Here is a 15,397-nt window from a genome sequence, read left to right as displayed (position 1 = left end):
CGGGGCCTGAAAGGGCGCCAGTATACCGGGGTTGGCGGCGGCGCTCTGAACGGGCCAACCCTGCCCGCAGATAGCTGGAGACGCCAGGCAGCTGGAGATCACCGATCCGGCCCAACTGCCGACATGACGTGCACTGACGCGCACCGGATAATCGGCTTTCAGTTTCCAAAGCGAGTCAGCCGCGATGAACGAATGGATCACCCTGGATACGCACCACGGCGCGGTACGGGCCTGGCAGGCACTCCCCGAGGGCACCGCGCGAGGCGGGCTGGTGGTGGTGCAGGAAATTTTTGGCGCCAACCCGCACATCCGCGGCGTGGCCGAGCGCTTCGCCGCCGAGGGCTATGCGGTGCTGGCTCCTTCGTTCTTCGACCTGGTCGATGGACCCCATGCCGACCCGGATGCCCTGCCCTACGACGCCGACGGCGTGAAGCAGGGCCTGGAAAGGGTCAGCGCGCTGGGCATGGAGAAGGCGCTGGAAGTGGTCCGCGCGGCGGCCACCCGGCTGGCCCCCTACGGCAAGGTCGGCACCGTCGGCTACTGCTGGGGCGGCACGGTGGCGATGCTGTCGGCGCTGCGGCTCGGGCTGCCGTCGGTCAGCTACTACGGCGCACGCAACGTCCAGTTCCTCGATGAGACACCCAAGGCGCCGGTGATCTTCCACTTCGGCACCCAGGACAGGAGCATCCCGCCGGAGGCCGTCCAGGCCCACCGCGAAAAGCTGCCGCAGATGGCCACTTTCGTCTATCCGGCCGACCACGCCTTCAACCGCGAGGTCGGACATGCGTATGATCCAGACAGCGCCGCCCTGGCGCTGCAACGCACCCTGGACTTCTTCTCGGAGCATCTTGGATGAGCGAATTCGAACTCGATTCACGCCTGGCCACCGATAGCGTGCTGGTGGCGGAAGGACCGTTGTCGCAAGTGCGGCTGATGAACGACGAACGATTCCCCTGGCTGGTGCTGGTACCACGCCTGGCCGGGGTGACCGAGTGGATCGAGCTGGACGGCGAGCAGCAGGACAAGCTGCGCACCGAGCTCAACCGCGCCTGCAAGGCCCTGAAGGGCCACGACGGCGTGGAGAAGATCAATATCGGCGCGCTGGGCAACATCGTGCGCCAGCTGCACTTCCATGTGATCGGCCGCCATGACGGCGATCCGGCCTGGCCCGGCCCGGTCTGGGGCAGCGGCCCGGCGCACCGCTACGAGCCTGCGGCCCTGGACCAGCATGTCGCCTACTGGAAGGAACGGCTAGGATATCCAGCCCGTCCCTGAGCCTTGCCCGACCCGATGCGATTCAACCTCGTTGCCGCCATCCTGCTGATCCTGATCGGCCTGTTCATGCTCGCCAGCAACCTCGGCTGGACGCACCTGAACCTGTCCAAGCTGCTGCTGACCTGGTGGCCGGTGGCACTGGTGGGCGTGGGCATTGCGATGCTGTTCGGTCGCGGCAAATGACGTAGCGCCGGGTCGTGCCCGGCGAACGCACCGCGTGGACCATGCGAAAACGCCGGGCACGGCCCGGCGCTTTCGTCATGCAATGACGCGGGCGATCAGGTCCGCGGCAGGGTCACGCCGGTCTGGCCCTGGTACTTGCCGCCACGATCGCGGTACGACGTCTCGCAGATGTCATCGGCCGCGGCCTGGAAGAACAGCATCTGCGCCACGCCTTCGTTGGCATAGATGCGGGCCGGCAGCGGCGTGGTGTTGCTGAATTCCAGGGTGACGTGGCCTTCCCACTCCGGTTCCAACGGGGTCACGTTGACGATGATGCCGCAGCGCGCGTAGGTGCTCTTGCCCAGGCACACCACCAGGGTGTCGCGCGGGATGCGGAAGTACTCCACGGTACGCGCCAGGGCGAAGCTGTTCGGCGGGATGATGCACTCATCGGCCGTGATGTCGACGAAGCTGCCCGAATCGAAATGCTTGGGATCGACAATCGTCGAGTTGATGTTGGTGAACACCTTGAACTCGCGCGAGCAACGGACGTCGTACCCGTAGCTGGAGGTGCCGTAGCTGACGATGCGCTCGCCATTGGCCTGCTTGACCTGCCCGGCCTCGAACGGCTCGATCATGCCGTGCTGCTCGGACATGCGGCGGATCCAACGGTCACTCTTGATGCTCATGCTTTGTCCTGTTGAACGAGGGGGAATGGGACTGGGTCCGGGCCGGCGATTCTACAGCCGGGCCAACTGTGCCAGCCACGGTGTGGATGTTGACCAGTCGCCAGTGACCTGGGACCTCGAGCGATGCACGCGCCCGCAAGGCGGATAACAAATGAGACCACCCCGACCAAAGGAAATCAGTTACCACACATTTATGTCAGTTCCAATCGAAGCGCAGGCAATGACACATATCGACATAAAAAAATTTTCTCTTCAAATTCAACAGGATGAGGCGCCAGAAAGCACTTTTTATAAAATGAGCGCCAGATGAACGTTGCATGACGGGAGCCCGATGATTACGGTTTCATTCATCCTGAACAATTCGTTCAGGCCACTTGAACTGAACCGATTTCCGTCTGCAACCGCAAAGGAACACGATGAATCTCAACTTCAATGGCCGCACACTGAAGCGCACTGCCCTTGCGCTGGTTCTCGGTGCCCTGGCAGGCACCAGCTACGCCCAGAGCACCACCGGCGATATCGTCGGCAGCGTGACTTCGGCAGATAAGATTCAGGTCAAGAGCCTGTCATCGGGCACAACGCGCGAGGTGAACGTCAGTAGCGACGGACGTTTCCGCGTATCGCAGCTGCCAACCGGAACCTACGAGGTCAGCACGGTCAGCAATGGCAGCCCAACCGCGACCACCCGGGTAACCGTGGTCGCCGGCCAGTCCTCGATGGCCACTTTCGCGTCGGCATCCTCCGGCAGCGCGACATCCCTGGAGACCGTGAACGTACGCGCACTGGGCGCGGCAAACGCCATTGATCTGGGCAGTGTCGAATCCCGGACCACATTTACCGCCGACAAGCTCAACTCCCTGCCGGTCGCCCGCGATGTCACGAGCGTCTCGCTGCTGACTCCCGGCACCGTATCATCCAGCGGGTACTTCGGCCCAGCGTCGTTCGGCGGCGCGTCGGCGGCCGAGAACAGCTACTACGTCAATGGCTTCAACGTCACCAATCTGTATGACAGTCTCTCGTTCTCGGAGATTCCGTACCAGGCCATCGACCAGTTGGACATTCAGACCGGTGGTTATGGCGCCAAGTACGGCTTTTCGACCGGTGGCGTGACCAGCGTCAACGTCAAGCGCGGCACCAACGAGTGGAAGGGCGGGTTCAGCTGGACAGGCGCTCCTGACTCGCTGCGTGAGAACGAACCGGACACCTACTACAACGATGGCTCGATTTTCCGTTCCTACGACAAGAACAGCAGCAGTTCGAATGTCTACAGTGTCTGGGCTGGTGGCCCGCTGATCGAGGACAAGCTTTTCGTCTTCGCGATGGGGCAGTTCAGCAACTCCAAGACCGGCAGCTACAGCAACCGCGGATCGCAGTACACCACCAACGGTCGCCCGCCGAGTGCTGCTGCGCTTTCAACGACCGGCTACGACTATGAGTCCAAGACGCCCTACTGGCTGCTGAAGGTCGATTGGTACCTCAATGAGAACAATCACCTGGAATACACCGGCTTCGACAACAGCCGTCGCTACAGCTACAACTATTTCAATGCACTCTATGACAAGCCCGACGCTGGTGGCGAACCCGCACGCACCAATGATCTCGGCGAATTGATCGGCAAGACCGGCGGTCAGACCGACATCTTCAAGTGGACCAGCTACCTGACCGAGAATCTGACGGGCTCGATCCAGTACGGCCAGATGCGCAACCGCAGCTCGGAACACACGATCAGCCCCGACGGTGTGACCAGCTTCTATGACGGCAACATCAACAGCCCTGAAGGCGCATGCCCGTACGTGCTGGATTACCGTTCGGAAACTGGCGGCACCGGCCGTCGCATCGGTTGCGCCGTCGCCAGCACAGTAGGCATGTTCGGCGGCCGCAACGAGCGCAAAGGCGCACGTGCCGACTTCGATTGGCAGCTGGGTGACCACAAGATCGGCTTTGGCTACAGCGATGAGAAGTGGACTTCAGTACAGGGCACCTCCTATTCCGCAGGCGCGCTCTGGTATCTGGAAGATGATTACGCCAACCGCGTGAACTTCCGCAATGGTGGCTCGATCGAAATCAAGCAGAAGTCCTGGTATGTACAGGACAACTGGCAGATCACCAACAACTTCATGCTGTACGCCGGCATCCGCAATGACTCGTTCGACAACAAGAACTCCGACGGCATCAGCTTCGTGAAGCAGGATGATATCTGGCAGCCACGCTTCGGATTCTCGTGGGACATTCTGGGTGACGGCCGCAGCAAGCTGTTCGCATCGGCCGGTCGCTACTCTCTGCCCATCGCTGCCAACGTGGCGCTTCGCGCCGCGAGCGCATCGTATTACCTGGACGAGTACTTCACCTACGATGGCATCAATCCGAACGGCTCGCCAATCATCACTGGCAGCTACGAAGATGGTGCCTATGACAACATCGTCAACGGTGAGAGCGGTGTCACCCCGGATCCTCGCGCGGTAGCGTCCAAGGGTTTGAAGCCCTACACCCAGGATGAAGTGATCCTTGGCTACCAGCAACAGATCAACTCCTCGATCGACTTCTTCAATGATTGGACCGTTGGCGTCAAGGCTACCTATCGCCGTGCGAACAAGGTGATCGACGACACCTGCGATTCGCGTTCGCTCTACAACGCGGCGGTAGCCGCCGGCTATGACCTTTCCAACTGGGCCGATCCCTGGACCGTGCCGGAAGGGTTGCCGGGTTGCTGGATCTACAACCCGGGTAGCGACCTGCAGGTAACCCTGGACGTGGACGGCGATGGCAAGGTTGACGACATCACCGTGCCGGGAGCAAGCCTGGGCCCGAAGGCCAAGCGCGTGTACAAGGCCGTGACCCTCAGTGCTGACAAGCAGACCGAGCGCTGGTATGCCAGCTTCTCGTATACCTGGTCCAAGCTGGAAGGCAATTACGAAGGCCTGGTCAAGAGCACCAACGGCCAGGATGACACCGGCACCACGTCCGACTTCGATTTCGCCGAGATCATGTATGGTTCGGACGGCTATCTGTTCAATGACCATCGCCACAGCATCAAGCTTTATGGCGGCTTCAGGTTCACGGATGAGTGGTCGGTGGGTGTGAACATGCTGGCGCAGTCCGGTGCACCGAAGAGTTGCCTTGGCGGCGGCTGGGGCAGCTTCGACAGCGAGTATGGCTACTCCGGTGTGTTCCACAGCTGCGAACTCAACGGCAACCAGCCTGCTGACGATATCTCCAAGGTCGGCAGCGCGGGCCGAACCCCGTGGCAGTTCACGGTCAGCCCGAACATCACTTATACCCCGAACTGGCTGAAGGGCCTGAGCGTTCAGATGTCGGTGATCAACGCATTCAACAACATCAAGCCTGTGCAGGTGTACGAAACAAAGTACGGTCGCCCGAGCTCGGCGCCGACCATCCGGACATATTACAACTACAACACGCCGAAGTATTTCAACGATCCGCGCTACGTCCGCTTCCAGGTTCAATACGACTGGTAAACGGACAACTCTCCAGGAAAGCGCCACTTGCCGCCGGCCTCGCGCCGGCGGCTTTTTCTTTGTAGCTGTGCTCAGAGCAGCGACGACAGAATCGGAATAGAAGCGCGCGGGCGCTTGCCCACTTCCTCGATCAGGCGCTGGGCGGCATGGCGGTAGGCCTGGGCTGGCACCGAATCGGGCTGCGCCACGGTGATCGGAGTGCCAGCATCCCCCTGCTCGCGGATGCCGATCTGCAGCGGCAGCGAACCCAGCAACGGCACACCATACTGCGCGGCCATGCGCTCGCCGCCGCCCTCGCCGAACAGGTGCTCGACATGCCCGCAGCTGCTGCAGGTATGTACCGCCATATTCTCGACGATGCCCAGCACCGGCACCTCCACCTTCTCGAACATCTTCAGCGCCTTCTTCGCATCCAGCGTGGCGATGTCCTGCGGCGTGGTAACGATCACCGCACCGGCCAGCGGAATCTTCTGGGTCAGGGTCAGCTGGATGTCACCGGTGCCCGGCGGCAGGTCGATCAGCAGGAAATCCAGGTCATCCCACAGCGTGTCATTGAACAGCTGGGTCATCGCCGAGGTGGCCATCGGCCCACGCCAGATCATCGGCGTATCCTCTTCGATCAGGTAGCCGATCGACATGGTGTCCACGCCGAACGCGCGCAGCGGCTCGATGCTCTTGTTATCGGGGCTTTCCGGACGACCGGACAGGCCCAGCATGGCCGGTACGCTCGGCCCATAGATGTCCGCGTCAAGCACGCCCACGCGTGCGCCGAGCTGCTGCAGCGCCACGGCCAGATTGACTGCGGTGGTCGACTTGCCGACGCCGCCCTTGCCCGAACCAACCGCGATCACGTTGCGGATGCGGGCATGCGGCGTGAGTCCCTTCTGGACCTGGCTTGCATGGGGACGGCGGGGAGAACTGTTCACAACGAGCACCGGCGGGTCAGGGGAATAACCCAACATCATACAAGCTGGACACAAGCTGACTGAAATTCAGGATTGCTACAGATTCGTGCACAGATTGTTAAGTTCATGTTACGTTCGCTAAGCACTGGTTTTGGGCTGCGTCGCTGTTTCATTGCACGCACGATGGCGCATGCGCAGTGCCGTATTCGTATTTGCTCTTTGAACGGAACCACATGAAAGACCTTCGCAATTCCGCACGTCGCAACACCCTCGCTGTCGCCTTGATTTCCGCCCTGGTCGCCGCCTCGCCGGCAATGGCCCAGGACAAGGCCACCAACCTGGACAAGATCACCGTCACCGGTTCGCTGATCCCGCAGACCCAGGTTGAGACCCAGACCCCGGTCATGACCATCAGCGCTGAAGCCATCCAGTCGCGCGGCTTCAACAGCGTCGCCGAAGTGCTGCAGCAGTCTTCGCTGACCACCGGCGGCATCCAGGGCGGCCAGACCTCCGCCTCGTTCACCCAGGGCGCTGAAGCCGCTGGCATGTTCGGCCTGAATCCGGGGTACACCAAGTACCTGATCAACGGCCGCCCGATGATGTCCTACCCGGCGCTGTACAACGGCGGCGACGCGTTCAACAACATCAGCGGCATTCCGATCGACATCGTCGAGCGCATCGAAGTCCTGCCGGGCGGCCAGTCCTCCCTGTATGGTTCGGACGCGATCGCCGGCGTGGTCAACATCATTCTGAAGGACCACATGGAAGGCGGCAGCCTGTCCGTGCGTGGCGGCACCTCCACCGAAGGCGGTGGCAGCAGCTTCCGCATCAGTGGCGCGCACGGCTTCTCGGCGCTGGACGACCGCTTCAATGCGCTGGTCAACGTGCAGATCGAAAGCAGCAACCCGATCTGGGGCTACCAGCGTGACCTGACCAAGCAGAACAACACCCACGGCTATACCGCACAGCTGCCGTCGAACGACTTCGCCGTCATCGACGCCAAGACCAATGCGCTGTACATGATGGACCCGGGCAACTGCGCCAATGTCGCCGGCCAGTTTGGCGGCACCACCGTGCTGGCCAACCGCCCGACCGGCCAGTCCTGCGGCTCGGTGTTCGGCGCCGGTTACAAGACCCTGAAGAACGGCAAGGACAGCGGCCAGTTCTATTCGTCGATGACCTTCGACGTGAACGACAACTTCCAGCTGTTCGCCGACGTGCTGTACAGCAAGGAAAAGACCGAGTACACCTCGGGCTCGAACTACCTGTGGTGGGGCACCAAGAGCACCATGGGCGGCTTCTACGACCAGGCGTCAGGCAAGCTGGTCAACCTGCAGCGCGCCTTTGCTCCGGAAGACATCGGCGGCGAAGGCTACAAGAGCATCCTGAACAACGACAAGAGCCGTGCCTACCAGGTCACCCTGGGCGGCAAGGGCGCAGTGGGCAACTGGGACTACAGCCTGAGCTTCACCCGCGGCGAATATCGCCTGGATGAAAGCAAGTTCCAGCGCTTCGGCAATGCCATCAACAGCTACTTCGCCGACAAGGTGCTCGGCCCGCAGCTGGGCACCAAGGATGGCTTCGGCATCTACAACACCAACTGGGGCGCGTTCTACTCGCCGATCTCGCCGGAAGATTTCGCTGGCTTCACCGGTTACACCACCAACCACAGCCGCACCTGGCAGAACCTGGCTCGCGCGCAGGTCACCAACGGTTCGCTGTTCTCGCTGCCGGGTGGCGATGCGGGCCTGGCCGTGGTCGTCGAAGGCGGCAGCGAAGGCTGGGACTACAGCCCCGACCAGCGCCTGCTGGACGGCGACGTGTGGGGCTCGTCGGCTGTTGCCGGCAACGGCCATCGCAGCAACTATGCGGTGACCAGCGAACTGCGCATGCCGCTGCTGGAGTCGCTGACGGTGACCGCTTCCGGTCGCTATGACGCCTTCAAGATCGCCGACAACACCGTCGACAAGGCCACCTACAGCGTGGGCGTGGAGTTCCGTCCGATCGAAAGCCTGCTGTTCCGCGGCAAGTACGGCACCGCCTTCCGCGCGCCGACCCTGCCCGACGCCTTCCAGGGTCGCAGCGGCTACTATGCTGCCAACTCGACCGACTACTACCGTTGCGGCGAGCTGGGCTACACCCCGGGCAACACCGACGCCTGCCGCTACGCCGACAGCGTCTCGGTCTATTCCGAGCGTGCCGGCAACCCGGACCTGGAGCCGATCACCGCCGACGTCTGGAACGCGGGTATCGTCTGGGCACCGATGGCAAACCTGTCGATCTCGGCCGACTACTACAACTGGAAGATCGAGAACGAAGTCGATACGGCCAGCACCGACCAGCTGCTGCTGGCCGAGTACTACTGCCGCAACGGCCTGCCGAATGGCTCCTCGGCCACCTGCCAGAACGTGGCCGACTGGGTCGTGCGCGATTCGGCCGGCAACCTGAGCTCGCTGTACACCCCGAAGATGAACGTGGCCCGCCAGAACCTGCAGGCCGTGACCGTCGGCTTCAAGTACCTGCAGGACATCGGCCGCTTCGGTTCGCTGCAGTTCTCGGGCAACTACACCAACATGCTGAAGCGTGAAGTGCAGGCGCAGCCGGGTGAGGACTTCCAGGACCTGCTGGGCAACCCGAAGTCGATGTGGAACTACGACAGCTACGCCAAGGTCCGTTCCGACGCGTCGGTGGCCTGGTCGCTGGACAAGTGGACCACCACGCTGTACGCGAACTACATCGGCCACACCCCGAACTACCTGGCAGGCCTGAACGGCTACGAGTACACCCACGCCGCATCGGGCTACAAGGCAGGCAAGTGGGGTTCGTACACCACCTACAACCTGAGCGTGAACTACCGTGCGCAGGATGACCTGACCCTGTCGCTGATGGTCAACAACGTGTTCAACAAGATGCCCGAACAGCAGGCCCACAGCTACCAGGGCACCTCCGGCACGCCGTTCAACAACTACCTGTACAACGTCTACGGTCGCACCGTGTACGTGCAGGCCAAGTACGACTTCGGCAAGTAATCCCGTCGTTTTCCGGGTTTGATTCCGGACCAGGCCCCGCTTCGGCGGGGCCTTTTTTTTGGTCGCTCTCCCACCGCGGAGTTGGAGACACCCGATTCGTGGTTCCTGGCAGGCGCTTTGCCAGCGCCCTGCGCCAGGAGCAACCGGCATCTGCAGCTGGCGCCTCAAGCAGGGGCCAACGGCCCACCACGCGCTTGCGCCGCCGCGATCGGTGCCCGAGGAATCGGCTGAATGAACCGTTATGCCAGCCCTTCCGCCCCCGCTGGAAAGCAACTGTTGCGGACTACTGAAAGGCCTGTTTGCGCAAAGGGACCCGACTCCCCACATTCAGCTACGCGTCATCCAGCCTTTACCTGCAAATCACAACTGATACTAAGTGACTGTAATTATTGCACTTTCATGTACTTTTGGAGTGACTTCAGAGACATTGCGTGACATTGGCATGCATTTCTCGTTAAGACCGTGTTAGGTTCCATGAACAACGCCCGTTATCTGAACTCAGATGTAACGAACGGACGGAACGGCACGCTTCACTTCAATAGGGGATCCATCACGATGACGTACAACCGCTCACCTGGCCGCCACCCGCTGACCAGCGCCCTGCTCGTCGGCCTGCTGGCCGCGACTTCGGCGCCCGCCTTCGCGCAGGAAGCCTCCTCCAACCCGGTCGATCTGGACCGCGTCAGCGTGACCGGCTCGCGCATTGCGCGTACGGGCTTCGTGACCTCTTCGCCGGTTACCGCCATCACCGCAGAAGAAATCCGCCAGACCGGCGCGCTGACCATCAGCGACCTGATGAACAAGATGCCGCAGCTGGCACCGTCGTTTACGCTGGGCAACTCCACCCGCTACATCGGTACCGCTGGCCTGGGCCTGATGGACCTGCGTGGCATGGGCTACGACCGCACCCTGGTGCTGGTCAATGGCCGCCGCCATGTCGGCGCCAACCCGGGCAGCACCTCTGTTGACGTCAACACCATTCCGGTGGAGTGGATCGAACGCGTTGAAGTGATCACCGGTGGTGCCTCGGCCATCTACGGCGCGGACGCCGTGGCCGGTGTGGTCAACTTCATCATGAAGAAGAACTACGAAGGTTTTGAAGCCCGCGCCCAGAAGGGCATCGCGGGTGAAGGCGGCTTCAACCGCGGCTTCGTGTCGGCCACGGCGGGCACCAACTTCGCCGACGGCCGTGGCAATGCCGCCGTCGCCGTCGAGTACAGCGAGCAGGGTCGTTTCGGCCGTGGCGACCGTTCGATCGGTCAGCGCTATGACGTGACTGTGCCCAATCCGAACTTCGACAGGACCAAGCCGCCGAGCGAGAGCAACCCGCAGACCGTCTTGGCGCGTCCGGGTGGCAACTACTCCACCTCCTACGGCGGCACCTTCGACCTGGGCGGCAAGTTTGATTTCACCAAGCCGGGCACCTACAAATACCGCTACCACTTCAATCCGGACGGCAGTTTCAGCCGCAACCGCTTCGATGGCCCGGTGGTCAGCCCGAGCACCTGCGTCAACTGTGATTTCGCCGATCTGAACGCCGTTGCCGACCTGCAGCCGAAGTTCGACCGCGTCAGCGTCAACACCGTCGCCCACTTCGACCTGACCGACAAGCACCGCCTGTTCTTCGAAGGCAAGTACACCAAGACCGAATCCACCTTCTTCGGCCAGCCCGCTTTCGACAGCACCCTGCGCATCCGTCGTGACAACGCCTTCATCAGCCCGGAACTGGGCGCGCTGATGGACGCCAACGGTGTCAACCAGTTGCAGATGGCCCGCTTCAACGTCGATGCCGGCCGCCGTGGTGAAGAGGTCAAGCGTGAGACCAAGCGCTTCGTCCTGGGCATCGAAGGCATGTTCGGCGACAACTGGAGCTATGAGGCTTCGGGCAACTATGGCGAGACCGAGATCAACCGCGTCAACGTCAACAACCGCATCAACGAACGCTGGCAGGCCGGCCTGGATGCCGTCCGCGATCCGAGCGGCAAGATCGTCTGTCGTGTCGACCTCGACCCGAATGCCACCAACATCAATGCAGGTGGCCGCAAGTACAACCGCGACCTGATCGGCTCGGGCTGCATTCCGTTCAGTGTTCTGGGCAACGGTGCGGTGTCGCAGGAAGCGGCCGACTGGTTCAACACCCGTTCGCACTACTTCGGCAAGCTTCAGCAGACCGTGTTCAGCGCATCGGTCAACAACAACGCGCTGTTCTCGCTGCCGGCCGGTGACGTCGGTATCGCGGCCGGCGTGGAATACCGCAAGGAAAAGAGCCTGGAGCGCACCGATCCGCTGGCGGCCTCCGGCGCGACCTTCCTCAATGCCATCAACGGTGGCGGCGGCTCGTACAACGTCAAGGAAGTGTTCGCCGAAACCAACATCCCGCTGCTGGCTGACATTCCGGGCATCCGCCGCCTGTCGCTGGACCTGGCCGGCCGCTATTCGGACTACAACACCATCGGTTCAACCAAGACCTGGAACGTCGGCCTGGATTGGGAAGTGATCCCGTCCTTGCGCGTCCGCGGTACCCTGGCCAAGGCCATCCGCGCTCCCAACATCGGTGAACTGTACGACGAGCAGTCGCAGAACTTCGCCACCATCAACGATCCCTGCAACACCAACGCCACCAACTCCAACCGTCCGGCCACCGCTGGCGATCCGGCACTGCGCGCTGCCAATTGCGCTGCGCTGGGTATTCCGGCCAACTGGGTTGACTCCTACAGCGCCAACCGTCCTGGCCTGAGCGGCGGTAACCCGGACCTGAAGCCGGAACGCGCCGAGTCCACCTCGATCGGCTTCGTCTGGCAGCCGGAGTTCTTCGAAGGCTTCGGCATGTCGGTCGACTACTGGCGCATCACCCTGAAGGATGCGATCGGCTCGGTCACCGCGCAGACGCTGGCCACGCGCTGCGTCGACTCGCCGGGGGGCATCAACAACGCCTTCTGCGACAAGATCAAGCGCGCCCCGATCGGCGGCGCAACCGGGGCCAACGGCGCCGAGTTCCCGGCGTACAGCATCTACGACTGGACCGCACTGGCCGAGAACCTGGCCAAGAGCCGTCGTACCGGTATCGACCTGGAAATGAACTATGACTTCGGCATGTTCGGTGGCCACACCAACCTGCGCCTGGTCGGTACCCGCCTGCTGGAATCGCGTGAATGGGAGTTCCAGGACTTCCCGAGCGACTACAAGGAACGCTCGAACTACGTGACCAATCCGCGCTGGCGCGGTCAGTTCACTGCCAAGTACACGCTGGGCAACTTCCGCGCCAGCTGGGACATGGTGTACATCCATCGCAACCTGCGCGTGTTCCCGGAGAGCTACAACAGCAACCCGGGTTCGCAGAGCCCGATCTGGAACCCGTCGTACACCTACCACAACATGCAGATCGGCTACAAAATGGCTGATTCCGGTGTCGAGGTGTACCTGGGCGTGGACAACGTGTTCGACAAGGATCCGCCGGTCAACTACTTCGGTGCGGACCTCGGCTCGGCCTACTACGACAACGTTGGTCGCTTCATGTATATGGGCGTCAACTACAAGTTCTGATCCGTCCGGACTTGATGCAATCCGCAGACCCGGCTTTTGCCGGGTCTGCTTTTTTGTACCCGCAATGCCCCCCTTGCACCCGGCCATGACCTTCGACACCCTTGCAGGTCTGGCCGGCGGCGTATCGTTCGGCCCACGGCCGTCCCACGGCCTTTCCCTGACTCACTCGGCCTGGAGGCCATCAAAGTGACCCGTACTCCCAAGATCGTGCTGCTGACCCTGGCCGTTTCGGCCGCGCTGGTCGGCTGCGGCAAGACTGAAACCCCGGCCAAGGACGCCACCGCCTCCACGCCGGCCGCGGCCGAAGCCACCAACTACACGCTGGACGAAAGCAAGCTGCCGGCCTACAACGCTTTCCAGCCCAGCGATCTGGATACCACCAAGGACGCCTGCGGCGCCTTCGGCGACTATGTGAACAGCAAGTGGCTGGCCGCCAATGAAATTCCGGGCGACCGCACCAGCTGGGGTGCGTTCACCATCCTCGACGAGCGCTCGGTGGCCGTGCAACACCAGCTGGCCGAACAGGTGGCGCAGGTCAAGAATCCGAACCACATCGAGAAAATCGTCGGCGACCTGTGGGCCACCGGCATGGACGAGGCCAAGATCAATGCCCAGGGCATCGAGCCGCTGAAGGCCGACCTGGCCGCCATCGACGGCCTGCAGGACAAGGCGGCCATCGCCGATTACCTGCGCACCAGCGCGGCCAAGGGCGACAACGTCCTGTTCGGCTTCGGTGCCGAAGCCGACTTCAAGAACTCGGCCGTGAACATGGCCTACGCCAGCCAGGGCGGCCTGGGCCTGCCGGACAGCACCTATTACACCGACGCCAAGAATGCCGACAAGCTGAAGGCCTACCAGGCGCACGTCGCCAAGGTGCTGGAGCTGTCCGGTGTCGCCGCTGCCGACGCCGCCAAGCAGGCCGAGGACGTGGTCAAGTTCGAGACCCGCCTGGCCAAGGCCTCCAAGTCGCGCGTGGAGCTGTCGCGCAACGTCGAGCTGTACTACAACCCGGTCACCCTGGCCGATGCCGACAAGCTGACCCCGAACTTCAGCTGGACCGAGTTCTTCAAGTCGCAGGGCGTGGCCGCGCCGGAGAAGTTCTCGCTGGCCATGCCGGCCTTCCATGAGGAAGTAAGCAAGGCGCTGGGCGATACCGACCCGTCGGTGTGGCGCGCCTACCTGCGCTTCCACACCGTGGACAGCGCCTCGCCGTACCTGGCTGATGCCTTCGTGCAGGAAAACTACGAGTTCTACGGCAAGACCCTCAACGGCCAGAAGGAACAGAAGCCGCGCTGGAAGCGCGTGCTGAGCACCATCGAAAACGATGCGGGTGAAGCCTTCGGCCAGCTGTACGTGAAGGTTGCCTTCTCGCCGGAAGCCAAGGCGAAGATGGAAGAACTAGTGAAGAATCTGGCCGCCGCGCTGAAGGAGCGCATCCAGGGCTTGAGCTGGATGAGCGAGGAGACCAAGGCCAAGGCCATCGCCAAGTGGGAAACCTTCACCCCGAAGATCGGCTACCCGGACAAGTGGCGTGACTGGTCGGGCCTGCAGACCCAGCGCGACAGCTTCCTGGGCAACGTGCGCGCGGCCAACGAGTTCAACTACAAGTTCAACCTGTCCAAGATCGGCAAGCCGGTGGACAAGACCGAGTGGGGCATGACCCCGCAGACGGTCAATGCCTACTACAACCCGCTGCAGAACGAGATCGTGTTCCCGGCCGCCATCCTGCAGCCGCCGTTCTTCGACCCGAAGGCCGACGACGCATTGAACTACGGCGGCATCGGCGCGGTGATCGGCCACGAAATGACCCATGGTTACGACGACCAGGGCGCGCGCTTCGGGCCGACCGGCAACATGGAAGACTGGTGGACCGCCGCTGACAAGAAGAACTTCGAAGGCCTGACCGGCAAGCTGGTCAAGCAGTTCGACCAGTACAAGGTCGACGGCCAGGCGGTGAACGGCCACCTGACCCTGGGTGAGAACATCGCCGACCTGGGCGGCCTGGCTACCGCCTACGATGCCCTGCAGAAGGCCAGCGCCGGCAAGGAAGACCCGAAGGTGGACGGCTTCACCCGCGACCAGCGCTTCTTCTTCAACTGGGCCACCGTGTGGCGCACCAAGTACACCCCGGAGAACGCCAAGGTCCGCCTGGCGACCGACCCGCACGCCCCGGCGCAGTTCCGCGCCATGGGTGCACCGTCGAACCTGCCGACCTTCGCGGCCGCGTTCCAGTGCAAGGCCGGTTCGCCGATGGCCCGCACCGGCGAGCAGCAGGTGGTGATCTGGTAAGTCCTGACTGACGCTGTTGCAGACCTGCA

The 15,397-nt window shown here is 62.4% G+C and carries 9 protein-coding genes; 7 read left to right on the top strand and 2 right to left on the bottom strand.

Features of this window, described 5'->3' with window-relative positions; translation table 11 throughout:
- The first annotated feature begins 184 nt into the window (after positions 1-184).
- Genes AC5P65_RS06230 through AC5P65_RS06220 form a run of 3 tightly spaced genes read left to right on the top strand, consistent with a single transcriptional unit; the run spans position 185 to position 1,458 of the window.
- Positions 185-856 (top strand): dienelactone hydrolase family protein, encoded by a 672-nt coding sequence (locus tag AC5P65_RS06230; RefSeq protein WP_111098596.1) that lies wholly within the window; start codon positions 185-187, stop codon positions 854-856.
- Entirely contained in the window at positions 853-1,275 is a 423-nt protein-coding gene (locus AC5P65_RS06225) for an HIT domain-containing protein (protein WP_111098595.1), read from the top strand. The genes AC5P65_RS06230 and AC5P65_RS06225 overlap by 4 nt, the downstream gene beginning before the upstream one ends.
- Positions 1,276-1,290: 15 nt before the next feature.
- Complete coding sequence (locus AC5P65_RS06220) at positions 1,291-1,458, top strand: LiaI-LiaF-like domain-containing protein (protein WP_005410498.1); 168 nt, start codon at positions 1,291-1,293, stop codon at positions 1,456-1,458.
- A gap of 95 nt (positions 1,459-1,553) precedes the next feature.
- Here the strand turns inward: AC5P65_RS06220 and dcd are convergent, their stop codons facing one another.
- Positions 1,554-2,126, bottom strand: a complete 573-nt coding sequence (gene dcd / locus AC5P65_RS06215; RefSeq protein WP_005410499.1) for a dCTP deaminase — start codon at positions 2,124-2,126, stop codon at positions 1,554-1,556.
- 416 nt (positions 2,127-2,542) lie between these two features.
- Here dcd and AC5P65_RS06210 point away from each other — a divergent pair, with 416 nt between their 5' ends.
- Positions 2,543-5,602 (top strand): TonB-dependent receptor, encoded by a 3,060-nt coding sequence (locus AC5P65_RS06210; protein ID WP_111098594.1) that lies wholly within the window; start codon positions 2,543-2,545, stop codon positions 5,600-5,602.
- 71 nt (positions 5,603-5,673) lie between these two features.
- On the opposite strand, the gene apbC is transcribed toward AC5P65_RS06210, so the two are convergent.
- Positions 5,674-6,564 (bottom strand): iron-sulfur cluster carrier protein ApbC, encoded by an 891-nt coding sequence (gene apbC / locus AC5P65_RS06205; protein ID WP_219633825.1) that lies wholly within the window; start codon positions 6,562-6,564, stop codon positions 5,674-5,676.
- Between the two features lie 176 nt (positions 6,565-6,740).
- Between apbC and AC5P65_RS06200 the strand changes: the two genes are divergently transcribed.
- The 3 genes from AC5P65_RS06200 (at position 6,741) to AC5P65_RS06190 (ending at position 15,368) form a co-directional block, all read left to right on the top strand.
- Positions 6,741-9,536 (top strand): TonB-dependent receptor domain-containing protein, encoded by a 2,796-nt coding sequence (locus AC5P65_RS06200; protein WP_019660618.1) that lies wholly within the window; start codon positions 6,741-6,743, stop codon positions 9,534-9,536.
- Between the two features lie 555 nt (positions 9,537-10,091).
- The gene (locus AC5P65_RS06195) at positions 10,092-13,079 is read left to right on the top strand and encodes a TonB-dependent receptor domain-containing protein (protein ID WP_111098593.1); all 2,988 of its coding nucleotides are present in this window, start codon (positions 10,092-10,094) and stop codon (positions 13,077-13,079) included.
- A 186-nt stretch (positions 13,080-13,265) separates the two neighbouring features.
- On the top strand, positions 13,266-15,368 hold the full coding sequence (locus AC5P65_RS06190; RefSeq protein WP_111098592.1) for a M13 family metallopeptidase: 2,103 nt from the start codon (positions 13,266-13,268) through the stop codon (positions 15,366-15,368).
- Positions 15,369-15,397 lie beyond the last annotated feature (29 nt).

This window comes from Stenotrophomonas sp. YJH_SMC_48-3, from assembly GCF_059369375.1.
The sequence above is the reverse complement of the archived record's forward strand: the minus strand, read 5'-3'. Positions and strand labels throughout refer to the sequence as shown.